Source organism: Paenibacillus macerans (genome assembly GCF_050565405.1).
Classification (GTDB): Bacteria; Bacillota; Bacilli; order Paenibacillales; family Paenibacillaceae; genus Fontibacillus; species Fontibacillus macerans_B.
The window spans coordinates 1-24205 of sequence record NZ_JBNYYG010000065.1 but is presented as its reverse complement, the minus strand read 5'-3'; the positions used below and the strand labels follow the sequence as shown (position 1 = coordinate 24205).

Below are 24205 nucleotides of genomic sequence, written 5' to 3'. Positions count from 1 at the left end.
GCCCTCCCTTCCGAACCGCCGGAAATTCAATGACCTGAACCTAAGACTGCAGGAACCCTAAGTCCCTCCTCTCCGATGAAGTATATATAAACTCCGGGAAGAGTTTATATCGGTTTATACAAATGCATGATCAAGCGAGAAGGTTGAATCCATGGCGAGAGTATACAATCTGCAAGAAGAATAAAAGGGGATATTTCTCAGAAATAACAGAGGTTGATAGAAATGGGATAGTCGTTGTGTTTGTCCAGATTATACACTAAATTATGTATTTTGTGTTAACTTTTCTACATATTTTTGTAAAAAAGTAGTCCTAACTTGGTCTCTTGCTTGAACATTTGGCGGATATTTGCAGGTTCATGTCAAAAAAAAGGATCCGCTGCTTTCAGCGAATCCTTTTCATCCAGCCGCAGCTGCATCACGCACGGCCCGGCTACTTAACCATCGCCAGCGCCAAACCGTCATACGCCGGCAGCAGGGTGCTGATCAGCCGCTCGTCGCGGGCGATCGTCTCATTAAACCTGCGCATCGCTTGCACCGATGGACCGTTTTTCTCCTCAGCCAGCGTCCGGCCCCGCAGCAAAATGTTATCGCCGGCGATCAACGCGCCCGGATTGGCCAGCCTGATGGCATATTCGAGATAGTTCGGATAGTTTTCCTTGTCCGCATCGATGAAAAAGAAATCAAACCGCTCTCCCCGAGCCTCCAGGGTTTGCAGGCTGTCGAGCGCAGGGCCGACCATGTATGCGGCGGCAGGGCCGAAGCCGGCCTCATGCAAATTCCGTCGCGCCAGTTCGGCGTTCTCTTCCTTAAGCTCCAGCGACAGCAGCCGTCCGTCCGCGGGCAGGCCGCGCGCCAAACAAACGCCGCTGTAACCGCCAAGGGCTCCGATTTCCAGCACCGCCTTCGCCCCCGCCAGCTTCACGAGCAGCGTCAGCAGCCGTCCATAGCCCGGGGCAATCGATACGTCCCTCAAACCGCTGTCCGCGATCGATTTCGTCACCCGCTCCAGCATTTCATCCTTGGCATATAGTTCGTCCCCGTATTGTTCCGGCGTTAGCATGATGCTCTATCTTCCTTTCCTTCTGTTCGTTCCGTACAAGAACCGTTTGTAACTTGCAGGACATTGGCCTATACTGAATTGTATGGTTTTTCCTCTGTTCTCACAAGTACATGCTGAAGCTGGAGTGATTGACAAGAATGGCTGGACCTTTGCAACTGATCGCAACCGCGCCGATGGGCCTTGAAGCCGTCGTAGCGCGCGAATTAAAAGAATTGGGCTACGAGGATACCTCCGTCGAAAACGGAAGGGTTAATTTCACCGGCGATCTGATCGATATTTGCCGCTGTAATTTGTGGTTAAGAACCTCTGATCGTGTATTGATCAAAATGGGCGAATTCAGCGCCCTTACCTTCGACGAGCTGTTCGAAGGCACCAAAGCGCTGCCTTGGCAGGATTGGATCCCCGCCCACGGCGAATTCCCCGTGGAGGGCAGATCGCATAAATCGCAGCTAAGCAGTGTCCCGGCGTGCCAGGGGATCGTCAAAAAAGCGGTGGTCGAGAAGCTCAAGCAGTCGTATCAAACCGAATGGTTCGAGGAAAACGGACCGCGGTACGTGATCGAGATCAACCTGTTGAACGACCGGGCCCTGCTCACGCTCGACACGACCGGACCGGCGCTGCACAAACGCGGCTACCGCAAGCAGGCGACCGAAGCGCCGCTGAAGGAAACGATGGCCGCCGCGATGATCCTGCTCAGCCGCTGGAACCAAAACCCGTCGCGGCCGCTTTACGATCCTTGCTGCGGCTCGGGCACGCTGCCGATCGAGGCGGCGATGATCGGCTGGAACATCGCGCCGGGCCTGCGGCGCACGTTCAATAGCGAGCGCTGGCCGGCCGTGCCGGAGGAGCTATGGCAGCAGGCCCGCGATGAGGCGATCGACGCGGTGCGGGACGACATCCCGCTGAACATCGCCGGCAGCGACATCGATCCCGAAGCGATCGAGATTGCCAAGGCCGCGGCCAAAAGCGCCGGATTGGCCAAGGAAATCTCATTCGAGTGCCTTCCGGCCATTCGGGTTCAGCCGCAAGGCGATTATGGCTGCATGATTACGAACCCCCCTTACGGGGAGCGGATCGGCGAGGAAAAGGAAGTGCGCAAATTGATCTCCCAGTTAGGGCGGGTCATGGCCGGACTTCCGACTTGGTCTTTTTTCGCGCTCACGCCGACCAAGCAGTTCGAACACGATTTTCAGCGCAAAGCGGACAAGCGCCGCAAGCTGTTTAACGGACGCATCGAATGCCAATATTTGCAGTATCTCGGGCCCCTTCCCCCGCGGCATTAACCGCGGAGGAAGGGTTTCTCCCATTAGAGGTAGTTCAAAAAGTCATCTTTGGATCACGTAGTAGGTCAAGAAGCGAATTCGACGTCGAATCTTGAATTCAGCCGGGACTTCCGTTGCTCACGTAGATTCATCTACGCTCCGCTACTCATTCCCTAGCTTCATCCAACCTTCTCGGTGCTCCAAACCTGACTTTTTGAACCTTCATTGAAGCGGTAGTTCAAAAAGTCATCTTTGGATCACTGTATGAAATTTCGTACAACACGTCGCAAAAGCCACTCGTTATCAAGCAAGGTATACGAAAAATCGTACAATTTTTACCGTACATGGGCTTCCAATGGACCTTTTGAATGAAAAATCATACAAAATCCGAAAATTTGCCTTGGTTAGTGGTTTTTTATACGATGTTTCGTACAAAAGCATTGTGATCAAACCTGTATTTTGGAATTCACACCTGCAAGAAAGGAGCTGACGTTACGTCATGCTGCGTTTTACTACGAATCGCGGCGGCTTCGGCGGCCGGCTGGGACGGATGTTCCAATACCGCCATTTCGTGTACGTTTTATTTATCGCTGCCATCTTTTTTAAACTCGCTATTCTTCATAGTAATCTGCATGCCCGCTATATCGATATGAACCTGCTGGATGACCTGATCGCCATCGGTTCCGCGATGCTGGTTTCGTTCTGGACGCTATGGCTGCCCCCGCGAGGGAGAGGGATCGCCCTCGGCGTGCTGAACGTGCTGCTCACCGCGTTGATTTTTGCCGATTTGGTGTATTACCGCTATTTCGGCGACTTTCTGACGGTGCCCGTACTGCTGCAAGCCGGACAGGTCGGAGAGCTCGGCGACAGCATCCGCCAGTTGATCCGCCCTGCCGACCTGTGGCTGATCGCCGATTGGGCGGCCTGGCTCGGGCTTAAGGCCGTGCTGCTCGCGATGGGGAGAAGCGGCGGGCACCGGCAAGGGCAACTTTACGGCGCCCTCGGCAGCGGGTACGGCTACGGCTACGGCACGGGCAACGGGGCCGGTTCTCCCTTTTCATTCGGCGCGGGGAACAATAGGATGAACGGCCGTCGCCGCCGGCTCGGGCGGCTTAGCGGCGGCGTAGCCGCCTTTGTCCTCGGTTTCGTTTTGACGATGGGACCGATCCGCTTCTACACGCAGACCTGGGCGGTCGGGCTGTTCGAAAACAACTGGTGGAACGTATCGCTGTACAACGTCACCGGCCTGCTCGGTTTTCATTATTATGATGCCAGCCGCTACGTCAAGGAGCATCTGGGCGGGGCCAAAACGGTCAGCACCGCGGAACGGGACGAAATTCGCGAGTGGTTTGATGCGGCCAAGGAGCGCCGGCAGGTGAACAATGAGACGTTTGGGGCCTACGCGGGGAGCAACGTCATCGTCATCCAGGCCGAAGCGTTCATGAATTTCATGATCGGCAAGGAGATCTGGGGCCAAGAAATCACCCCGAATTTCAACGAGTTGATGAAAGACAGCATGTATTTCGCGAATTATTACCATCAAACCGGCCAGGGTCGCACCTCCGATGCGGACTTTGCCTCGCATAGCTCGCTGCATCCGCTGCCGACGGGTTCGGTCGCCGTGCGTTATCCGAACCATGCGTATGACGTGCTGCCGCAGATTTTGAAAACGCAGGCCGGTTATACGACCGGGGCCTTTCACGCTTACGAAGGCAGCTTCTGGAACCGCAACAATATGTATCAAGCGATGGGCTACGACCGGTTTTACAGCAAAAAAGATTACACCCTGGACGAACCGCTCGGCTGGTCGCTGGGTGACAAATCCTTTTTCCGCCAATCGCTTGCGTTTATGTCGCAGGAGAAGCAGCCCTTTTACTCGTTCCTGATCACCTTGTCGAGCCATCATCCTTATACGTTGCCGGCTGATTTGCAAGTACTGGACACCGGCGATTTTAAAGGAACGATCTTCGGCGATTACTTGCAGTCGGTGCATTATGTGGACGCCGCGCTGGGCGAATTGGTCGAGGGGCTGAAACGGGATGGCTTCTGGGACAACACGATCCTCTATTTCTACGGAGATCACGACAACTCGATCACGGGCAAAGAAGATTACGAGAAATTCCTCGGCAAACCGCTGACCGACCTTGATATGCACCAAATCATGAATCAGGTGCCGCTGCTCATCCATTTGCCGGATGGCAAGCAAGCAGGCATTTATGAAGAGCCGGCCGGCCAGCTGGATATGACCCCGTCGCTCCTTCACTTGCTGGGCATCCCTTCGGCACCCTATTACATGATGGGCAACAATTTGTTTGCCGGCAGCCCGGAGGATCGCCTCGTCGTCCTGCGCTCGGGGGCGTTTACGGACGGCAAACTCTACTACATCCCATCCGCCGACAACCTGTTCGCCAACGGCAGCTGTTTCGATTTGGGCAGCCGCGAACGTACCGATATCGAGCCGTGCCGCGCTCCGCACGAGGAAGCGATGAAACGCTTGCGCATTTCCGACGTCTTGATCACCTCTAACCTGATCGAAGACTTCAGAAAGACAAATCAGAATGACGAAGGACGTTAAGGATTGAATCTACGGGGTACCCTATTCACATTTCTGCCGTGCAATATCATGCGCGGTGTACTGTGGATGGCGGTACCTTCCTTTTGCCATGGACTTGGTCTTACGGATTTGGATGGCTTTGCGCGGACAGTAATTGATGCAGGCGAAGCAAAAACAACATTCCGTCTCTTCTTTCCAATAGGGTTTGCCGTCCTTCTGTTCGATTTTCCCGGACAAACATACTTTCGAGCACAGGCCGCATCCAAAGGGAGTTGCCCGTTCCTGAAAAATAAAAAATTTGCATACTCATTTAAATCCGTCCTCTCAAATGTAAACCGGGAGTGAATCTCTCAAATCCTTCAAACGGCGGTATATCCCCCATCCACCATCAGGCTGGTCCCCGTAATGAACGACGCATCGTCGCTGGCCAGAAACAGAACCGCTTTGGCTACCTCCTCAGAGGTACCCAATCTGCCCGCGGGATGCAAACCTACAAGATAATCTTTGACTTCCTCGCCCAGTTGGTTAATCAGAGGTGTATCGATATACCCCGGACACACGGCGTTTACACGGATATTTCTGGTTGCATAAGCTACCGCCGAAGACTGGGTTAGCATTTTCACGCCGCCTTTTGCGGCCGCATAGGCGGTGACTCTCGCTTTACCTACATGGCTATGGACAGAGCCGCAGTTGACAATTGCGCCGCCATTCCCCTGACTCAGCATTTGCTTTACGGCATACTTGTTGCAAAGAAACACGCCGGACAAGTTAACATCAACAGTCAGCTTCCAATCCTCAAAGCTTAACTGGTCCGCAGGTCCATCGGACCCCACTCCGGCATTGGCGAATAAAATATCCAGCTGGCCATAACGCTCGACCGTTTTCTCCACCATGTGCATGACCTCGTCCTCTTGGGTAACGTCCGTTTTTATAAAGCAAGCCGTTAATCCGCTTTTCGTCAATTCATCCGCCAGCGCCTGCCCCTCCCCGGATAAATCCGTAATCACAACCTTAGCCCCTTCTTCCGCGAATAATCGGGCTGTCGCGGCTCCGATTCCGCTTGCTCCTCCGGTGACAATAACGACTTTCTGCTGAAATCTCATCATTCCATCCTCCATTTTAATCTAACTAGTTATTTATATTTAAGGCAAAAAGATCGCCAAGCTCGCTAAACTACAGGAAGCTTGGCTCCATTACACCGTAAATAACGAATTTTGCGATCTGTTCTCTAAACTGTTCCTGCGACATTGACTGCTTCGGACTATCCGGAAAAATCTCGTTAAATCTTCTGAAGGATTGAAGGAATGGGATTACCGTATTCATTAAAATAATCGGTATCATAACCGGTTCCATATCGCTTCGAATAATTCCATTTTCTTTGGCCGCCAGAGCCAATTCATACATCTGAGAAAAATCATCCGGACTGTATGCTATTTTCTTCCATTTTTTCCAATCCTCGGCAGCTTCCCACGAGAAAATCTTCAAATAACGGGGATTGTCCATCAATAGCTGATAGGAAAAGCCGATCACCTGTTCAAGCAGCCGCCGGAACTTGTCCGGGTCCGAAGCGGTTGTCTCATCCTTAAGCAAGTCCCCAACCTGCTCTTCCGACATTTTGTTTCCGAATAGGTCCGCCCGCTTGACCACCTCAGTATAAAGTCCCAGCTTATCTTTAAAATACTGATAAATAAGACTTTTATTATAGCCTGCCGCATCGGCTATCGCATCGATTCTCGCGGCGGAGTAGCCATGCTCCGCAAACAGTTCTTCCGCTGCGTCAAGAATAATGGTTTTGGTGCGGGCGGCATCGTAAGTCCGCTTTTTTCTTTCGGTCATCATAAGCTTCACCCTCAAAATAAACTAACTGTTTAGATTTTAATGTGGAATAATGACCCTGTCAAGTAGCCGGGATTACATAGCCTGATGACTCGAAAAAAACCGTCCGCGGTAAATTCCCGGACGGTTTTTAGACGAGGATACCCTGCAATTGTTAGAGTCGGCCAATCGGCTGCTTTAAACTTGATTCGCGCACGATCAGCTCGGGCAACAGTTTCACGTTATCGATCGGCTGTGTCTCCCCGTGCATGCGCTGCACCAGCATTTGCGCCGCCATCCGCCCGATTTCCTCCGCTTGGAGGGAAACCGACGTCAGTTTGGGGTGAATGCGGGACGAGAGGCTCAAATTATCCATGCCGGAGATCAGCAGGTCGTCAGGGACGCGTACCCCTTTCTCCTCGCAGGCGCTCAGGAAGCCGTAGGCCATCAGATCATTGGCGCAGACGACGGCTTCCGGCAGCCGGCTGCCGCTCAGGAGGGAGAGGCCGGCCGAATAGCCTCCCTGCTCCGTGTAATCGCCTTCCCTTACCCAGTCGTCTTCCAGCGAAAGCCCTGCCTCTTCCATACCGTCGCGGTACCCCTGATAACGCTCCTGGCCGGTCTGCTCCCGTAACCGCCCCCCGACATAAGCGATTCGGCGAAGCCCTTGGCTTGCAAAATGGCCAACCGTATCCTTAATCCCCTGGTACGTATCGACGTACACGTAACGAAAACGGTCATTTCCCGAAGCCGACTCGTATTTGTTCGTCAGCACGACCGGTGCGTCCAGCCGGTTGATCGCCGCGATATTTTCCTCGCAAAAATGGAAGGAGACCATAATCATGCCGTCGGCGTATTTTTCCCGCAGCGTTTGGATCGCCCGTTGTTCTTCCTCAAGCCGATTTTTCGTGTCCAGCAGGATCAGCAAATAGCCGTACTGTTCAATCACGCCGTTGATGCCCTGAATCATGTCGAAATAAAAAGGATTGCAAATGTCCGGAACCGCGAACAGCACTTTATTGGAAACGCGCGTTTTCAGCATTTTGGCCGATTGGTCGGGGGCATAATCCAGTTCGCTCGCCACCTGTAAAATCCGCCGCCTCGTCTCTTCCTTGCAGTATCCGCGGCCGGATAACGCGCGTGAAACGGTAGACGGGGAGATGCCCAATCTTTCCGCGATATGATAGATTGTCGCCAAGTGATCATCCCATTCTTTGAAATCGCTGTCAGAATCTATCTTTATTTTAGAATAGTTCCCCTTTTCAATCAATCGACAATGCTCCGGCAGCAGAAAAGGCCGTCCCAGCAGACGGCCGTCATTATTACGGATTGCGGTGTTCGAACTGCTTCCGGTTCGACTCCTCGTCGAACGGCAGAATGTCCGGCAGCGGCAACCGATCCTTCACTTTCGGCAGCGGGGCGAATGCCTGATGCGGCTCCGTCTGGTACCAATAGGCGGTGGAAGACAGATCGTCGCTGCGATGGTTGTTGTGTCCGTGCTCGATCGTCACTTTGATGCTTTCGTCGAACATCACCGGGTCCTGGATATGGTAGCGGTATACGGAAATTTTTCCGCTCCAGTTCGGGCCTCCCCCGAGAATGATGCCGTGATAGTGCGTGCAAACTTCCTGCTGTGGGCACCAGGCCGTATTGAAGTAATCCTCGGTCCCCGTCCCGTGCAGCGATGGCGGCCACGGCTCCCCGTCGATGAAGATCATGTCGTCGCCTTCGCCGTACCAATTCCACTCCCTTGTTGACCGCAAATTGTGGATATTCAGATTGCAGCCGACGTAATGCCCCTTTCCTTGAGCCTCCAAGATGACGTAGTTCCCGTCCCCGGTCGTGTTTTTGCCGCCGAATTCGAAAAACGCGTTGTCCACGCCTTGGTCCGGGATCCCTTCCGTCGGGCACTCGCGGTGCCACTTGGCATGGAAACGCAGCTCATCCGCCGGCAAGCTTTCGTATTGCTCGTAATCAACGTAAAAATAAAACTTGATCACCTGTTCCGCTTCGCTTTCCACGGTGATTCTCGCGCCGGAAGCGAACGGCATCGGGAAGTAGCTGACGAACGCCTTGCCGTCCTCCGGGCTCATCATCAGACACGCGGACGTGTAATTTTTCGTCATGCCGTGGCCTAATCCGAAGAAGTCGCCGATCGGCGCTTCCACGCTGGGCTCGGTCTCGTTGTCCCAATACATGCGCAGCACGATTTTGCGCGGCAGGAACGTTTCCTCCGCCGGGGCGTCGGTCGCCATCGTCATCCAGATATGCTTGATGCAGCCCGCTCCGGTCATGCGGCAAATTTCGGTGTTGTCCCCCGGTTTGATGCTGAAATAATCTTTGTTGCCTCCCGAACGATCATAGCTTGATACCCGTTTGCTTTTGCCTTGGCGCTGCCGCGAGAGGCTGGCCGTATTTTGCACGATATCCATGCTGTCATCCCTGCCTTTTCGTGATTTGTCTGCCGCTTGGGCCAAATGCGTCAATTTCTGCTGTGAAGAAAAGCCTCCACTTCTTCGCGCCGGGGCAGCGAAGGAATCGCCCCCCGCCGCGTTACCGTCAATGCGCCGACCGCGTTGGCAAACCGCACGGCTTCGGGCACCGAAGCGCCGCGCAGCAGCTCCACGGCGAGAGCCCCGTTAAACGAGTCGCCGGCCGCTACCGTGTCGACCGGTTTTACCGGAAAACCTTCCACGCTCGTAAAACCGTCCCGTCCGGCAATGAGGGCGCCTTTTTCCGCCAGCGTGACGATGACGTAGGCCACCCCGCGGTCCAGCAGAATTTGCGCACCCCGGCGCACGTTCTCGGGCGAATCCGCCGGGACGCCCGTGAGCAAAGCCAGCTCGCTTTCGTTTGGCGTCAAATAGGTCACCTTACGCAGCAGCTCGTCGCTCAGTTCCCGCGCGGGAGCCGGATTCAGTATGCACGGCACGCCGTATTTGCGGGCCAGCTCGGCCGCTTGCTCGATGACGGAAATGTCCATTTCCAGCTGCATCACGATCATTTGCGCGTTGCGGATGAGCGGTTCCAGACGCCGCGTCTCTTCCGGCGTAAACTGGAGGTTGGCGCCGGGAACGACGATAATGCGGTTTTGCCCGTGTTGGTCCAGCACGATCGAACCGACGCCGGTCGGCGCTTGCGCATCGGTCAAAATTTGCTCGACGTCAATCCCTTCCTGCTCCAGCGCCGCTCTCATTTCCGCCCCGAAAGGATCGTTGCCCAGTTTCCCCGCCATTGCCACCGAAGCGCCGAGCCGGGCGGCCGCGACCGCCTGGTTGGCTCCCTTGCCTCCCGGAAACCGGTCGAAGCTGTTGCCGATGATCGTTTCGCCGCCTTCGGGGGCCCGATTCGTCCCGATGACGAGATCCATCATGAAGCTGCCGATCACCATAATGCCCATGGCTTATTCCCTCCTCTACGAATGCGAGTCCGATCCGGCGTTTTTCCGGGACAATTGGTCGCCCAGGCTGCCGCCGGGGTGAAACAGGTGGAAGCTCTCCTGGGTAAAGCCTTTCACTTTGCATAACGTAACGACCAAAGCGTCGCCAACGGCCAATTGCAGCAGCGCGCTTGTCGTCGGTGCCAGGCCGAGATGATCGGCTTCCCGTTCGTAGTTGTACGACAATACGGCGTTGCAGCGGCGGCCCAGCGTGGAATTATTGTTTTTCGTGATGGCGATGCAAGGCGAGCCGATTTTCTCGATGATGCCCAGCACGTTCAGCACCTCGGCCGTTTCACCACTGTTGGACAGCAGGATCACGACGTCCTTCTTTTCGATCATGCCACTGTCGCCATGTACCGCTTCGGCGGAGTGGACGAAAAACGCCGGCGTGCCCGTGCTGGACAAGGAAGCGGCGATCTTTTTGCCGATGTGGCCCGATTTGCCGATCCCCGTAACGACCACCTTCCCCGTGCAGTTTTTCAGCAGCTCGACGGCCTTAACATATTCTTCGTTTACATTCTGGCTGGTCAGATACAGCGCGTGGGCTTCATTCTCCAGCGCCTCCCGCACCCATTGGTCGATCATATTATCACTGCTCCTTTCAGTGAGTCCAAGATTCGATGCCGAATCCGCCTCTTCGGTGTTACTTCGTGATCAAAAGCCGGGTTTTTGAACTTCCCTTTCAATCAAGGTTCAAAAATCCGGGTTTTCAGCACCGAGAAGGTTGGACGAAGCCAGGGACTGAGCAGCGCAGCGTAGGCGAACCTACGTGAGCAGCGGAAGGCCCGGGTGAGTCCAAGATTCGATGCCGAATCCGCCTCTTCGGTGTTACTTCGTGATCAAAAGCCGGGTTTTTGAACTTCCTTACTTGATGCCGGTCATTTTGATGCCTTCGACCAGATACCGCTGCGCCATGAAGAACAGGATCAGCGTCGGCAGCGCGGCGATCACCGCAGCGGCCAGCACTACGTTCCACGGCGTGTAGTAGCCGCCGCCGACCAGGTTCGCAAGCTGCTGCTGCACGACCCACAGCGATTCGCTTTGCGTAATGATCAGCGGCCATAAATATGCGTTCCAGTTGGCGACGAAAAATCCGATCGTCAGCGGGATAATGATCGAACGCGACAGCGGCAGCGCAATCCGGAAAAACGTCCCGGCTACCGACAAACCTTCGATATAAGCCGCTTCCTCCAGCTCCTTCGGGAAATCGCGGTAAAATTGCCGGAACAGGAAGATCCCGTAAGCGTTAAAAATCGACGGTACGATCAGTCCGGCATAGGAATCCAGCATGCCAAAGGTTTTCGTAATGAGATACAGCGGGATTGTAATCACCGCAAAGGGCACCATCAGCGTGCTCAGCATCCAGGCGAAAATGTACTTTCGCCCCGGGAAACGCAGGCGGGCCAAAGCGTATCCCGACATGGCGTGGAAGATCATCGCGACGACGGTGACGGTCACACTGACGATCAGCGAGTTGCCGATCGAGCGCAGCAAGTGGGTCGTCTGAACCGCTTCCTTAAAATTGCTCCAGGCCAGCTCGACCGGATACCAAGTCACATCGAGCACGTTGGCTTCCGACCGCAGGGAGCTGACGACGAGCAAATAAATCGGAAAGATCATGACGACTCCAAGCAATATAGCAACCACCGCAAGCGGCGTCCGTTTTGAAGTTCTCACTGGGGTCACCTCCTTAATCTTTGACGGAGAACAGCTTGATTTGTACGAGGGACAAGCAGAAAATCAGCAGGAACAGGACGAATGCCAATGCCGACGAGTATCCCATGTTGAGCAACTGAAAACCTTGCTTGAAAATATAGACTACGCTTACCTCGGTGCTGTTCGCCGGTCCCCCTTTGGTCATGACCATGATTTGGTCAAAGACCTGGAACGAGCCGATCGTCGTGACCACGAGAATAAACGTGTTGGTTTCTTTAAGCAGCGGAAACGTAATGCTCCGGAAAATATGCCAGCGCGATGCACCGTCAATCGTGGCGGCTTCGTAGTAATCCCGGGGGATTTCCTTGATCGCGGACAGGAAAATAATCATGTTATAACCGATGTTGATCCACAGCAGGATGGCAACGATGCTGTACAACGCTTGGGAAGGCGAGCCGAGGAACTGCTGCGGCTGGCCGTCGAAGAACTTGATCACTTCATTGACAATCCCGTTGCGCGGGTCGAGCATATACATGCCGATGATCGCGGAAATCACGGAAGTAATGGCATACGGAATCAGGAACAGCGTCCGCGCCATCGACACGATTCTACCTTTCAGCCCGTTCAGCATCACCGCCGAACCGAGCGAAAGACAAAACAGGAGCGGAACGTAAACGATCGTGAATTGCAGCGTTTTTCCGACGGAATGCCACCAATCCTTATCCTTGGATAAAGCGGCGTAATTGTCGAAGCCGATAAATTTCATGGGATTCAGCGCGTCCCAGTCATGCAGACTGACGTAAAATGCATAGATGATCGGGAGAAAAACAAAGATGAACAAACCAAGCAGATCGGGCAATAAAAAACAGTAGGCCGTGATCCTTTCCTGCCACGCTCGGGTACGCCATTTTCTTAGAATCACTTCAACCCCTCCTCCAAAGAGAATGCGGGGGACGCGGGCAAACTCGATTTCCCGTTCGTCCCCCCAAATCCGATAGCCTTATTTCTTTATTTCATCGCTTCGTTGATTTTGGCGTCGGCGTCTTTGGCGGCTTCCGCGCCTGTTTTGTTGCCGAACATGACCTGCGTCATCGCGTCGCCGATCGCTTCAACGACATCCGGGTTGTAAACCGGTTCCGGAATGGCCGTCTCGTAAATTTCGTTCGTGAATACTTGGCGCAGTCCTTTGTTGTAAATCTCTTGGCCGGCATCAATGACGGATTGGCGAGCCGGATACGCAAACTTCGTTTCGGTTGCCCATTTCAGCGGACGGGACGTATCGGCGTCGGCAAATGCCCACATCACGAATTTAGCCGCTTCTTCCAGGTTTTTGCTCTTGGCGTTCACGGCGAATTTCCAGCCGCCGGCCGTCGTTACAGCCTTGCCTCCCTCAGGAATCGGCAGCGGAGCGAGCTTGATCGGAACATCGCCGAACACCTCTTCGATCCGGCTGACCGCCCAGGTGCCGCAAATTTGCATGGCCGCCGTCTGTTTGCCCAGGTTATCGATTTCCCATGGTCCGTATTGCAGCTTGGAAGGCGACAATTTCTCCTGGAAGAACGTTCCCCAGAAATCGAGCGCCTTGGCCGTTTCCGGCGAGTTGAATGCCGAGGTTTTGCCGTCGTCCGCCAGCACTTTACCGCCGGCTTGCCACAGGAACGGGTAGAAGTTGAAGTTGAAATAAGCGCCTTTGTCCGGCGGCAGTACCAGTCCGGCCACTTTGTCCGTCGTCAGCTTGCGGGCGGCTTCCAGCAGTTCATCCCACGTTTTCGGCACTTCGACGCCGGCGTTTTTCAGCATTTCTTCGTTGTAGTAAAGGCCCATCAGTTCCATTTCATAAGGGAGGGCCAAAACTTTGCCGTCCACCGTTACCGCGTCCAGCGCGGAAGGGAGGAAGTCTTCTTTCACGCCTTCCGGGAAGTAAGGCGCTAAATCAGCCAGATAGCCGGAATTGGAAAATTTCATGAAGTCGCCGGGGCTGATCATGTAAACGTCGGGACCATTGCCGCCGGAAAAAGCGATCGGGAGTTTCGTCGAGGTGTAATCGGCTTGATTGTAAGTGGAGTATACGATTTCAACGTTCGTCTGCGAGGCGTTGTATTCTTTGACCAAATCTTCGAAATACTTCTGCTCGGCTTCGGTGTGCATATCCCAGAACTGCAGCTTGATCTTCTCCTTCGATCCGCCTCCGTTTGCGGCCTGGGCTCCGTTCGAACCGGCGTTGTTCGCCTGATTGTTCGAATTGCCGGAGCCGCAGCCCACCTGGAGAAGGAGCAGAAGCGCCATGAGAGCAGGTAAAACGATCTTCCAACTAGTCTTCTTCATCTCTTATGAATCCCCTTTCATTTGTGGTCGACTTCAGTATAGCCGCAGGGGATTCATGCTCGTAACGGGAAATAATTTCGGTGGGTGGATTATTTTTCGCTATCTGTCAGATAGTCGGTAATTTGCCGGTAAGTGCTGCCGGCCAGTTCATCGGGCAACGCGCCGCTATACAAAAGCCGCTGCAGGGATTCGGTGAAAATCCCGCTGATTTCCGCCGGATACTGCGGCTCCTGGCGTTCCGTGCCGTAAATCTGCTCCGTAAACACCCGGCGCAGCCCTTTTTGATAAAGCTCGCCGCCCGCTTCCATCACCGATTTGCGCGGAGAATAAGCGAATTTGACCTCGCTGACCCATTTCAGCGGAATGTCCGTGTCGCCGGCGAACGCCCACATCACGAACTTCGTCGCTTCGTCCGCGTATTTGCTGAAGTGGTTCACGCCGATTTTCCAACCGCCGGCGATCGTGACCGGCTGCCCGCCTTCCGGGACCGGCATCGGTACGACGCCGATCGGCTCGTCGGCATAGATCGTTTCCAGCATGCGGATGTTCCAGGTGCCGCTAACCTGCATGGCCGTTTCGCCGCTGGCCAAAATGCCGATATCCGTCGTCGGCCGGGAAGGGTGCATATTCAGCAGCCCCTGATCCACCATGCCGCGGAAAAAGCGGAACATGACGTCAGCCCCCGGGGCGTCCAACCCCGAAGCGCGGCCGTCCGCGGACACCAAATCCGCGCCGGTCTGCCACAGAAAAGGGAGCCAGGCGAAATTCTGGTATACGCTTTTGAACGTTTCCATCGTCAGCCCGCTGACCCCCGGCGATTTCAATGCTTTGGCCGCCGTCTCCATTTCCGCCCAGGTCGAGGGGGGCTGGATCCCATGCTGCTGAAACAACGCTTTGTTGTAATACAACCCAAGCAGCTCCGTTTCGAACGGCACGGCGTAAATCTGCCCGTTCAGCGTCACCGACTCCAGCGAGGCTTCGTCGAAATCCCGGCGGATGTCCGGCGTAAATCCCGCCGTCAGCGGCTCCAGAATCCCGGCATTCTCAAAGCGACTGATCGTTCCCGGAGACACGAAAAAAATATCCGGTCCATGTCCCGATGCAAACGAGGCCAACAGCTTGCTGTCGGTGAAATAGTCGTCGCTCGAGATGAAATCGACCTGGATTTCCACGCCCGGATGCTGCTCCGTATACCTTTCGCCCAGCCATTTCCAGAACTCGAACTCCTGACCCGTATGAAAGCTCAGCAGATGCAGGACGACCCGGTCCGGGTTCGCCTGCGAGACGTCCGGATTATGCAGTAATATATCCATGTCGCTTTGCTCCGACTCAGGCTTTTCGCTTTGACAGGAAGCGAGCAACAACACGGCGGCCATCGCCAGCAGCAGCACCCGCCAAATTGCCCTACTTCTCATCGTCCTCTTCCTTCCGGTAGAAAAATTGCCGGTATTCCCCCGGCGTCACGCCTTCCGTCTTCTTAAACAAACGGGAGAAGTACTTCACGTCCTGGTACCCGACCATTTGCGAAATGTTGTACAGCTTCAGTTCCGGGTCCATCATCAGGTTTTTGGCTTTGTCCATGCGGAACTGCGTCAGATACTCGATAAACGACATGCCCATTTCCTGCTTGAAAAAGGAGCTGAAATAGCTGCTGCTCATCCCCGCCTTTCCGGCCACGTCATTCAGCGAAATATCCTTCATGAAGTGCTGATGAATAAAGCCGACCGCCGTTTCCAGGGTACGGTTATGCTTTTGTTGTTTCTTCCACTCGGCTTTGGCGATCGCCCCCGCCATCAGCTCGTCGACAAAACGGATGAAATCGTCGGCCGAGAAGTTGACCTGAAACCATTCGTAAGGCTTGAGTTCGTCCTGGAAAACCAGGGCGGTAATCTTCTGTTCGTGCACGTAACGGACGACGGAGGACAACAACTGCAGGCAATACCCGTGAAAAACAGAGTAGCCGACGTTCCGGTCCAGCACCGTTCCGACGAACCGGCGCAGCGTCTCCCGGGCTTTCTCGGCGTCCCCCTCGCGAAGAGCCAGCACCAGCGCTTCGTCAAGCTCGCTTGGATATCCAGGCGAGGTTTGACCGTCGCCTCCCATAGCCCATTCGCCATGCTCATGCACGAGGCCGCTGCCGTAAATCCAGCGGTTCAAAAGCGCCTCCCGGGCATGGGAGAAGGCGCACGGCAGCTCCGCAAAGTTTCGGACCTCGCCGCCGATGCCGATGGAAATGGAAATTCGCACCCATCTCCTCACTTCAAAAATCATCGATTCGTAAACGTTCCTTGGACAAAGTCCGTTCATGAGCAGGAAATAGATTTGCGTGGCGTTCGCGAAGAGGAACCGACTGGTCAAGTCTTGCCGGCCTTGCAGGATTTCGTAAACGATGTTCCTTACGGCAAATACGACCAGTTGCCGGTCGCCCCATTGGTCTTCGGTCACCAGCTCGTCGAAATCCTCGATATCGATGGCGATCACCCGGAAGGAGGACGCCGCCTCCGGGATTTGCCCCCGCAAGCGGCCGGTATGGTCGGCCGAATCCTCGATGCCGAGCAGCCAGTCTTTCCACAGCTTGGAGTAATGGAAATCCGCGGAAATGGCCGAAGCCGTTTCCGCGGGTTTGCGGATTTCCTTTTTCAACCGTCCGAGCAAATCGCGCACCTCGTCCGGCTTTAACGGCTTCAGCAAATAATCGAACGCTCCGAACCGGATCGCGGTTTTGGCGTATTCGAAATACCCGTATCCGGATAAAATGACGACCTGAACGGGGTATTCCCGCAAAATGTTCAGCAAATCCAAGCCGTTCATATTCGGCATGCGGATATCCGTAATGACCAGATCGGGCATATCCTTGCGGACCAGCTCCAGCGCTTCGTTTCCGTTTTTGGCCTGCCCCACGACCGTCCATTCGGCATCCAGGACGGGAATCAGCTTGGTAAGTCCGTTCCGGACCTTCGGCTCATCATCGACAATCAAAGCTTTATACATGTCAAATCCCCCTGTTTGATTGATCTAGAGAAGTTGAACTATCGATTAAACGGAATAGGGCCGCCGTGAGAAATGTTCTTACGATCGCTGTTGTTCTCGGATTCCTTTGATTAAGCAAATTCAAGAATAGGAGGAATCCGCTCACAAAGGCGACCACTGCCGTTTCTTCAGAATCATTTCGCACTCTTGCCTAACTCCTCTTTTCTTGAGTTCAACTTATCTAGGGTTAGCCGATCAAGCAATGGCCGGAATGACGATCGTAATCGTCGTTCCTTCCCTGTAAACGGAGCATACCTGCACGCCGAACTCCGGCCCGTATTCCAGTTTCAGGCGGTCGTTCAGGTTATACATCCCGATCCCGTGCACCATCCGGTCGCGGATCATTTGCAGCCTCTCTTCCGGAATGCCGCTCCCGTTGTCCCGAATCGTGATCACGATCGCACGACCTCCCTCCTGCATGCGCATCGATACCTCGATGCGCCCGCCCGTTTCCATCTCCTCCATCCCGTGCAAAATGGAGTTTTCCAGGTAGGGCTGCAGCAGCAAGCGGGGCACTTTATATCCGTAAATGGACGAATCGACGTTGAAACTTACCTCAAATCGTTCCTCAAAACGCATCTCCTGCAAATAGGCGTAGTTTCTCGCCCATCTGAGCTCCTCCTCGATCGTGACCAGCGGACCGCCGGGCCGGATCGCGTAACGCATGATGTCGCTTAACGATGTGATCATGCCGCTGATTTCAGGCTGTTCCTTCTCGATTGCGATCCAGTTCATCGCGTCCAGCGTGTTGTACACGAAATGGGGGTTGATCTGCGCCTGCAGCGCTTTGACCTCCGCCTCCTTTTCCTGCTCGGAGATGACCTTGACTTCCTGGATCAAATCGTTAATCCGGCTGCTCATGCTGTTGAAGGAGCTCTGCAGCAGCCCGATCTCGTCTTCCGACTGCGCCTGCAGGCGATAGCCGAAATTGTCCTTCTGGATCCGCTTCATGGCGACCGCCATCTGACGGATCGGCTTGGTGATATAATGGGTCGTCAGAAAGGCCAGAAGCACGAACAGAAGGGCAAATACACATAAAGTAACAATAAAAAACCGCTTTAGAGAACCCGATTCCTGCAGGGCGTCGGACTGCGGAATCAGCGAAAAATAATACCAGCCGTTATAATCGGATCGCTCCATGCCGATGCGGTAAGGTTTCCCGTCCAGGTCTTGTAGCGATAACGAGCTTCCGTCCGCGATCATCTCCTTGAAAAAGGGCTGATTCGCCAACTTGATCCGGTAAGCCTCGCCATTGCGGTGCCAGACGACGTTCCCCTGGGCGTCCGCAATCAGGATCACGCCGTGCGGGCTGACGCTTACGTCCTCTACGATGCGATTCAGCGCGGATATTTTCACGTTCATCATCAGCACCCCGATATTTTGCAGGGAATCCGTAACGTCTTTGACCAGCATGCCCGCCGGAATATAATAAGTCGAATAATTGAAATAGTTGTTCGAAGGCATTTCGTACGTCGGCAACCACGTAATCTGTCCCGACGCCCGTTCGATCGCCTGCGTCCATTCGGGATGCCGCTCCAGGATCGGCTTAAACACGCCGGAGCCCTTGATGTCGGCAAAATACATCGTCCCGTTCCTGGCGAGCATATAGATCGAGTCGATGTCCTCCTTGCCACGCAGCGAGTCCCGCAAAAACCGGTTGACCATGTCCTCGGCGTTCGACGAGCCGCCTAGCGGACTTCGTCCGTCCATTCGGCTTAACTGTTCGATTAGCGCAGTGTTGTCGTAAACGGTCAGCATGCGGTTTTCGATTTCCGACAGCAATTGGTCAACGTTGTTCCTCACCAGATGAAGGGCCTGCAGCGCTTCCCGGTCGGCTCTTTCGGCGGCAAAATTGCTGGAGCTCCGATAGAAAATAAACCCGGCAAACACCAAAGGGGTCAAAATAAATAACGCGAGCATCAGCATCAGCTTGTTCCGAAGTTTGGCATTTTTCAGTTTGTTCCACATCAGCGGCGTTTCTCCCCCAGTCATTTAAGCGCTTCCAAAAGGACTATTCCAAATTGTGGAATCGATTGCAGAGTTCAATAAAATTATACGACTCCTTGAGCGATTAGGCAAAAGAAATCGTAGAAACAAACCCTCCATGCCAGGTGGAAATTTATGCTGGGTCCCGGAAACGCCGGCCCCTCCTAATGCATCCGGCTGCGGAGAAAAGCCTCCACTTCGTCCCGACGCGGCAGCGAAGGAATGGCTCCGCGCCGCGTAACGGTCAGCGCCCCCACGGCATTGGCGAACCGGACCGCTTCTTCCGCCGAAGCGCCGCGCAACAGCTCGACGGCGAGCGCCCCGTTGAAGGAATCTCCGGCGGCGACCGTATCGACCGTATCGACCGGCTTGACCGGAAACCCTTCCACGGCCTTCATGCCGGCTTGGCCGGCGATTAAAGCGCCTTTCTCCGCCAGCGTCACGATGACCGTGCCCACGCCCCGGTCCACCAAGGCTTGCGCGCCGCGCCGAACATTCTCTTCCGAATCGGCCGGAATGCCCGTTAAGAGCGCAAGCTCGCTTTCGTTCGGCGTCAGATAGGTCACCTTTCGCAGCAGCTCATCGCTCAGTTCCCTGGCAGGCGCGGGGTTCAAAATGCAGGGAACCCCGTACTCCGCCGCAAATTCGGCAGCCAGCTCGATGACCGAAATGTCCATTTCCAGCTGCATGACCAGCATTTGCGCGCTGCGGATCATCGGCTCGAGCCGCCGCGTTTCCTCCGGCGTAAACTGAAGATTCGCGCCGGGGACGACGATGATGCGGTTCTGCCCGTTTCCGTCCAGCACGACCGAACCGACGCCGGTCGGGGCGTGCGCATCGGTCAAGACGTGGCCGGCGTCGATTCCCTCCCGCAGCAATACGTCCCTCATTTCCTTGCCGAACGGATCGTCGCCGAGTTTGCCCGCCATCGCCACGCTCCCGCCAAGGCGGGCGGCCGCCACCGCCTGATTCGCCCCCTTCCCGCCAGGAAACCGGTCGAAGCTGTTGCCGATAATCGTCTCCCCGCCTTCGGGAGCCCGGTTCGCTCCGACGACGAGGTCCATCATGAAACTTCCGATCACCATAATTCCCATGGGTTGAACCTCCTTTTACGATTTCGTGTTGGATTCGGCGTGATCGCGGGACAACTGGACTCCGAGACTGCCCCCGGGGTGGAACAAATGAAAGTCTTCCGGCGTAAACCCTTTGACTTTGCAGAGCGTCACCGCCAGCGCATCGCCGACGGCCAGCTGCAGCAAGGCGCTGGTCGTCGGGGCAAGCCCCAGGTGATCGGCCTCCCGCTCGTAGTCGTAGGATAATACCGCATCGCAGCGGCGTCCCAACGTGGATAGCGGATTTTTGGTGATCGCGATGCATTTGGATCCGATTTGCTCGATGATGCTCAGCACGTTCAGTACTTCGGCCGTTTCCCCGCTGTTCGACAGCAGGATCACGACATCCTTTTGCTCAATCATGCCGCTGTCGCCGTGCACCGCCTCCGCCGAGTGCACGAAGAAAGCGGGAGTGCCCGTGCTGGACAAGGATGCGGCGATTTTTTGCCCGATGTGGCCCGATTTGCCGATCCCGGTCACGACGACCTTCCCCAAGCAATCCCTCAGCATTTCTACGGCCTTGACGTATTCTTCTCCCACGTTTTGGCTCGTCTGCAACAGGGCGTTCGCCTCGTTTTGCAGCGCTTCCTTTACCCATTCATGGATCATGACGATCCGCTCCTTTCATCTTTCTGTGACATCGATTGTAGATATGGCCCGCTAGATTTGCAGTTTCGGATCATGCGCCTGCATGCGCAGATAACTTTCCGCCGCCGCCCCGTTCCCCCAGTCGAAAATCGTAAACTCCCCGATGCCGAGGCCCTGATCGTTAACCTCTCCGCCGTGGCCGTAGTTTTCCATCATGAAGCCGTAGTCCTTATCGCCGAAGAACGGATGGGCCCGTTCCCATTGCGCCTTGGTCTTGGAGTTCTCCGGACAATACATCATGACGAAAGCGCATTTTAAGGCGGCGATGCCTCTTTCGACATATTCGGTTCGGCTGAGCTCGCGCCCATATTCGACGATTAACTCGGCAAACAGGCTCTGACGCGCATCATTCCATTCTCCGTCGCAGTTCATGACCCCAAATCCGCCCAGCACGTTTACGAAAATATATGGAGGCTGCCAGGATGCCTGCGTCATGAGCATTTCATCCAGGCATCTTTCCCCTGCCTGCAAATAGGAAGTCTCGCCCGTCCGCCTGTAACACGCCATAAACGCCTCGGCAGCCCAAAACATCGAGAAATTGCACTGCTTATACATATTGTTGCGCGCATACTTCCGGCCGACATGATCCTTGCCGCCATACCCCGAGCAGGACCAATACGTTTCGAAATCCTCCCAGCGGGCTTCCGGCACGATTTCCTTCGCCAAAACATCCGCTGCCCGGATCGCCGATTCGGCGTATCTTTCCTCTGCGGTAAGCTCGCTCAGCTTGAGCAGAAAAGTGACGGATAAAGCGATTTCCGGCGAATCGCGCAAAACCTCCAGCGGCTGCCGGGTATGGTAATCTAGCCAAGCGGGGAAGTATCCCTTTTCGTCCTGCAGCCGGAGCAAAGCATCCCCGTAGGAAGCCGCATACCCGAGCAATCTTGGATCCCGTTCCAATTCTTCGTACCATCTCAGCATCCACAAGGCGGTGCAGCTCATGTCCAGAACATGGTACGGGGCATGCCGTACGGAGCCCGAATGCTCCGGATTGCGGTTGGAGTTGCCCCAATACGCGGTTTCCCATCCTTTTGAACGATTGACCGTCGTCCCGTCAACCTCGAGGCGCTCCATCTCCGTCGCGATCACCGAAGGAAAAATCCCGCCTAGCTGCGGGGCCGACAGCGCCAACTCCTTCGCCAGGTTGGCTCGCCTGATCAGGTCCGGATCGTTCGTCCGCAGCCCGTACCGGTAAACGCCCATCGCCGAGCGCAACGAGCTGAACCAGGCCTGATTCCAAATGGACCGGAGCTCCCGTTCATTGACAGGTCCCGGGTAGTTCGGGCTCTGCGTCACATTGACGATAAAGACCGGCGCCCCCACCTTGATCCCGTTCAGCTCAAACTCCTGCCATACCTGGGGCTCCCAATTTTTGAACGCCCAGCGGTACGCATGCCGCACGAAGGGCAAAAGCGGTGCGTTCAGCGGTTCCCCCGCCCGAAACCATGCGGATCCCCAATTCTCCCACAGAAAACGCAATACGGGCCGCCAAAGATTGGCCAACGCCTCGGGAGCGTCATGGATCATAAGATAAAAGCCGACCGTCACTTCCCCCGGAGCATACGTCGCTCCAGGAGCCCTTTCATAAAGGACATGTTCCCTCACCCGGGATTGGCTCATGCCCAGGGTCATCACGTTGCGTGAAGCATCTTGGTCCATATACCAGCGAACCGGCGTACCTGCCCGCATCACATTCAAGTCGGGAATCAGAGCGATCATGCGCTCGCCGTTCGCCGCGATCAGCGCCGGAGAACGAAAGCTGTGCTGATCGATAATGTGACGGTCCGTCGGCGTCAGATGTGGCGCCCAATGAAATCCGGGAAGAAATGCGGGTTTGACGGAGATTTGCCAATCGTCCTGCCGCACGGCTTGATCCAGGCGAAAGCGCAGCGAAAACTTGTGCAGGCCTGCCTGCGGTACGCTATGCGTCACTTCGGGCTCTACGCCGCCGATCGACTCATATTGAATCGACGCTACGAAATCCTCCAGATCCGGACCCGGTTTAAAGTAATATCGTTCCAAAGCGAATCCCCCCTCTTTACCATCGTAGACAAGAAGACCGCAGGGACGCCTCCCTCACGGTCTTGAGTAACTGACTTGGGTTTCATTTACGGCCGGCAGCCATTAAATCACTTCCAACCCGTCGTTGTCCGGCAGCTCCGGATACGGCGCATGCGGCTCCGACTGGTACCAGTAGCTGACGGAAGCGATGTCGTCCTGCAGCGGCAAATACCGGCCGCCCGAACGCCAACCGAGCGCCTGGATCGTGACGCGCAAATCGGTATCGAACCGGATCGGGTCCATGACGTGCCAGCGGTACATGCCGAAGCGCTGCTGGCTCCGGTACAAGCCGTCCGGCTTGATATGCTGATGGAACCCTAAATAAGCCGTAGAATACGGAGCGTATTCCCCTTTCGGCTGCTCGAAGTTCCAGGCCCCGCCGAAATAATCCTCCGTGCCCGTGCCGCAAATGGTCGGAAATTCGTTGTCCCCGTCCATGTAAAACTTGATTTCCCCTTCGCCCCACCAGCCGTTGTTGTTGACCTGCCAGGCCAGATAGGTACCGACGTAATGGCCTTTCCCTTGGACTCCGTCCAACAGCACATGAACGTCCTTGCAAGCGAGCGGATTGCTTCTTCTCCACTGGGCATGGAAATAGGCGGCATCGTCCGGCACTTCGGTCAGTGCGTAGTCGATCTGATAGTAAAGGACGACTGCCGAGCCCATCCGGTTTTCGACCGTGATCTTGGCTTTTTTGCGAAACGGCATCACCCAATAGCTGTTCATCCCGCCCGCCGGATTGACCGCCACCGGCAGCGAGTTGACGTTGCTGCGCTCGCACCAGCCGTTGCAGAAGAAATCGCCGAGCGGCGTTTCCACGCTTGGCTCGCTCTCCCCGTCCCAATACATCCGCAAAATCAGATGACGCCAGCTATCCGGGAAGCAGGTTAGCCAAATATGCTGAATCGCTCCCGGCCCGTCGATTTCCGCGACGGTAAACATCTGTCCCGGCGCAATGTTCACCGACGGGGATACCTTCCAGCCTTGGCCGAGGTCGCGGGCGCATTCCACCCCCGTGCCTTCGGTCGCCATGCCGCCTTGGCCTTTGGCGCCGCTGAAATTCTCCGCACTGATCGATCGCGTCTTGGCGGGCGATAGCCGAAACAAATTGCCTAATCCTAAATCCAGTCCGCTAAATGTGTTCATAGTCATCTCTCTCCTTATTTAGAGGTAGTTCAAAAAGTCATCTTCGGATCACGAAGCTATTCATAGAAGGTTATTCGACGTCGAATCTTGAATTCAGCCGGGACTTCC

The 24205-nt window shown here is 55.2% G+C and carries 20 protein-coding genes; 2 read left to right on the top strand and 18 right to left on the bottom strand.

What is annotated here, in order from left to right; translation table 11 throughout:
- Nucleotides 1-430 precede the first annotated feature (430 nt).
- Nucleotides 431-1060: an O-methyltransferase gene (locus tag ACQ4N8_RS24490; RefSeq protein WP_430706971.1), complete on the bottom strand. Its 630-nt coding sequence runs from the start codon at nucleotides 1058-1060 to the stop codon at nucleotides 431-433.
- Nucleotides 1061-1197: 137 nt separating this feature from the next.
- Here ACQ4N8_RS24490 and ACQ4N8_RS24485 point away from each other — a divergent pair, with 137 nt between their 5' ends.
- Together ACQ4N8_RS24485 and ACQ4N8_RS24480 are read left to right on the top strand one after the other, a co-directional pair.
- Nucleotides 1198-2343 (top strand): THUMP domain-containing class I SAM-dependent RNA methyltransferase, encoded by a 1146-nt coding sequence (locus tag ACQ4N8_RS24485; RefSeq protein ID WP_430706970.1) that lies wholly within the window; start codon nucleotides 1198-1200, stop codon nucleotides 2341-2343.
- Nucleotides 2344-2821: 478 nt separating this feature from the next.
- Nucleotides 2822-4897, top strand: coding sequence for an LTA synthase family protein (locus tag ACQ4N8_RS24480; protein WP_430706969.1), 2076 nt, complete (start codon nucleotides 2822-2824; stop codon nucleotides 4895-4897).
- Between the two features lie 21 nt (nucleotides 4898-4918).
- On the opposite strand, the gene ACQ4N8_RS24475 is transcribed toward ACQ4N8_RS24480, so the two are convergent.
- The 17 genes from ACQ4N8_RS24475 to ACQ4N8_RS24395 form a co-directional block, all read right to left on the bottom strand.
- Nucleotides 4919-5113 (bottom strand): hypothetical protein, encoded by a 195-nt coding sequence (locus ACQ4N8_RS24475; RefSeq protein WP_430706968.1) that lies wholly within the window; start codon nucleotides 5111-5113, stop codon nucleotides 4919-4921.
- Between the two features lie 122 nt (nucleotides 5114-5235).
- Nucleotides 5236-5979, bottom strand: coding sequence for an SDR family NAD(P)-dependent oxidoreductase (locus ACQ4N8_RS24470; RefSeq protein WP_430706967.1), 744 nt, complete (start codon nucleotides 5977-5979; stop codon nucleotides 5236-5238).
- Nucleotides 5980-6049: 70 nt separating this feature from the next.
- Nucleotides 6050-6715, bottom strand: coding sequence for a TetR/AcrR family transcriptional regulator (locus ACQ4N8_RS24465; RefSeq protein WP_430706966.1), 666 nt, complete (start codon nucleotides 6713-6715; stop codon nucleotides 6050-6052).
- 151 nt (nucleotides 6716-6866) lie between these two features.
- Nucleotides 6867-7889 carry a LacI family DNA-binding transcriptional regulator gene (locus ACQ4N8_RS24460; RefSeq protein ID WP_430706965.1) on the bottom strand — a complete coding sequence of 341 codons (1023 nt, stop codon included), beginning with the start codon at nucleotides 7887-7889 and terminating at the stop codon, nucleotides 6867-6869.
- Nucleotides 7890-8013: 124 nt separating this feature from the next.
- On the bottom strand, nucleotides 8014-9123 hold the full coding sequence (locus ACQ4N8_RS24455; RefSeq protein ID WP_430706964.1) for a glycoside hydrolase family 172 protein: 1110 nt from the start codon (nucleotides 9121-9123) through the stop codon (nucleotides 8014-8016).
- 50 nt (nucleotides 9124-9173) lie between these two features.
- On the bottom strand, nucleotides 9174-10091 hold the full coding sequence (gene rbsK / locus ACQ4N8_RS24450) for a ribokinase (RefSeq protein WP_430706963.1): 918 nt from the start codon (nucleotides 10089-10091) through the stop codon (nucleotides 9174-9176).
- A 15-nt stretch (nucleotides 10092-10106) separates the two neighbouring features.
- Nucleotides 10107-10718, bottom strand: a complete 612-nt coding sequence (locus ACQ4N8_RS24445) for a KpsF/GutQ family sugar-phosphate isomerase (RefSeq protein WP_430706962.1) — start codon at nucleotides 10716-10718, stop codon at nucleotides 10107-10109.
- Between the two features lie 279 nt (nucleotides 10719-10997).
- The gene (locus ACQ4N8_RS24440) at nucleotides 10998-11810 is read right to left on the bottom strand and encodes a carbohydrate ABC transporter permease (protein ID WP_430706961.1); all 813 of its coding nucleotides are present in this window, start codon (nucleotides 11808-11810) and stop codon (nucleotides 10998-11000) included.
- Between the two features lie 13 nt (nucleotides 11811-11823).
- Nucleotides 11824-12711, bottom strand: coding sequence for a carbohydrate ABC transporter permease (locus ACQ4N8_RS24435; protein ID WP_430706960.1), 888 nt, complete (start codon nucleotides 12709-12711; stop codon nucleotides 11824-11826).
- Between the two features lie 86 nt (nucleotides 12712-12797).
- Complete coding sequence (locus ACQ4N8_RS24430; RefSeq protein ID WP_430706959.1) at nucleotides 12798-14114, bottom strand: ABC transporter substrate-binding protein; 1317 nt, start codon at nucleotides 14112-14114, stop codon at nucleotides 12798-12800.
- 89 nt (nucleotides 14115-14203) lie between these two features.
- Entirely contained in the window at nucleotides 14204-15529 is a 1326-nt protein-coding gene (locus tag ACQ4N8_RS24425; RefSeq protein WP_430706958.1) for an ABC transporter substrate-binding protein, read from the bottom strand.
- On the bottom strand, nucleotides 15519-17105 hold the full coding sequence (locus ACQ4N8_RS24420; protein WP_430706957.1) for a response regulator transcription factor: 1587 nt from the start codon (nucleotides 17103-17105) through the stop codon (nucleotides 15519-15521). The genes ACQ4N8_RS24425 and ACQ4N8_RS24420 overlap by 11 nt, the downstream gene beginning before the upstream one ends.
- Before the next feature lie 234 nt (nucleotides 17106-17339).
- Nucleotides 17340-19136 carry a cache domain-containing sensor histidine kinase gene (locus tag ACQ4N8_RS24415; protein WP_430706956.1) on the bottom strand — a complete coding sequence of 599 codons (1797 nt, stop codon included), beginning with the start codon at nucleotides 19134-19136 and terminating at the stop codon, nucleotides 17340-17342.
- Nucleotides 19137-19294: 158 nt separating this feature from the next.
- Nucleotides 19295-20224, bottom strand: a complete 930-nt coding sequence (gene rbsK, locus ACQ4N8_RS24410; RefSeq protein ID WP_430706955.1) for a ribokinase — start codon at nucleotides 20222-20224, stop codon at nucleotides 19295-19297.
- 15 nt (nucleotides 20225-20239) lie between these two features.
- Nucleotides 20240-20851, bottom strand: a complete 612-nt coding sequence (locus tag ACQ4N8_RS24405; RefSeq protein WP_430706954.1) for a KpsF/GutQ family sugar-phosphate isomerase — start codon at nucleotides 20849-20851, stop codon at nucleotides 20240-20242.
- Nucleotides 20852-20902: 51 nt separating this feature from the next.
- The gene (locus tag ACQ4N8_RS24400) at nucleotides 20903-22912 is read right to left on the bottom strand and encodes a hypothetical protein (protein WP_430706953.1); all 2010 of its coding nucleotides are present in this window, start codon (nucleotides 22910-22912) and stop codon (nucleotides 20903-20905) included.
- 102 nt (nucleotides 22913-23014) lie between these two features.
- On the bottom strand, nucleotides 23015-24097 hold the full coding sequence (locus ACQ4N8_RS24395; protein ID WP_430706952.1) for a glycoside hydrolase family 172 protein: 1083 nt from the start codon (nucleotides 24095-24097) through the stop codon (nucleotides 23015-23017).
- Nucleotides 24098-24205: the final 108 nt, after the last annotated feature.

Coding starts and splice junctions, on each gene's coding strand:
- ACQ4N8_RS24485 (WP_430706970.1), top strand. CDS start 1,198: ATGGCTGGACCTTTGCAACTGATCGCAACCGCGCCGATGGGCCTTGAA.
- ACQ4N8_RS24445 (WP_430706962.1), bottom strand. CDS start 10,718: ATGATCGACCAATGGGTGCGGGAGGCGCTGGAGAATGAAGCCCACGCG.
- ACQ4N8_RS24455 (WP_430706964.1), bottom strand. CDS start 9,123: ATGGATATCGTGCAAAATACGGCCAGCCTCTCGCGGCAGCGCCAAGGC.
- ACQ4N8_RS24465 (WP_430706966.1), bottom strand. CDS start 6,715: ATGATGACCGAAAGAAAAAAGCGGACTTACGATGCCGCCCGCACCAAA.
- ACQ4N8_RS24480 (WP_430706969.1), top strand. CDS start 2,822: ATGCTGCGTTTTACTACGAATCGCGGCGGCTTCGGCGGCCGGCTGGGA.
- ACQ4N8_RS24415 (WP_430706956.1), bottom strand. CDS start 19,136: ATGACTGGGGGAGAAACGCCGCTGATGTGGAACAAACTGAAAAATGCC.
- ACQ4N8_RS24405 (WP_430706954.1), bottom strand. CDS start 20,851: ATGATCCATGAATGGGTAAAGGAAGCGCTGCAAAACGAGGCGAACGCC.
- ACQ4N8_RS24425 (WP_430706958.1), bottom strand. CDS start 15,529: ATGAGAAGTAGGGCAATTTGGCGGGTGCTGCTGCTGGCGATGGCCGCC.
- ACQ4N8_RS24430 (WP_430706959.1), bottom strand. CDS start 14,114: ATGAAGAAGACTAGTTGGAAGATCGTTTTACCTGCTCTCATGGCGCTT.
- ACQ4N8_RS24490 (WP_430706971.1), bottom strand. CDS start 1,060: ATGCTAACGCCGGAACAATACGGGGACGAACTATATGCCAAGGATGAA.
- ACQ4N8_RS24420 (WP_430706957.1), bottom strand. CDS start 17,105: ATGTATAAAGCTTTGATTGTCGATGATGAGCCGAAGGTCCGGAACGGA.
- rbsK (WP_430706955.1), bottom strand. CDS start 20,224: ATGGGAATTATGGTGATCGGAAGTTTCATGATGGACCTCGTCGTCGGA.
- rbsK (WP_430706963.1), bottom strand. CDS start 10,091: ATGGGCATTATGGTGATCGGCAGCTTCATGATGGATCTCGTCATCGGG.
- ACQ4N8_RS24470 (WP_430706967.1), bottom strand. CDS start 5,979: ATGAGATTTCAGCAGAAAGTCGTTATTGTCACCGGAGGAGCAAGCGGA.
- ACQ4N8_RS24395 (WP_430706952.1), bottom strand. CDS start 24,097: ATGAACACATTTAGCGGACTGGATTTAGGATTAGGCAATTTGTTTCGG.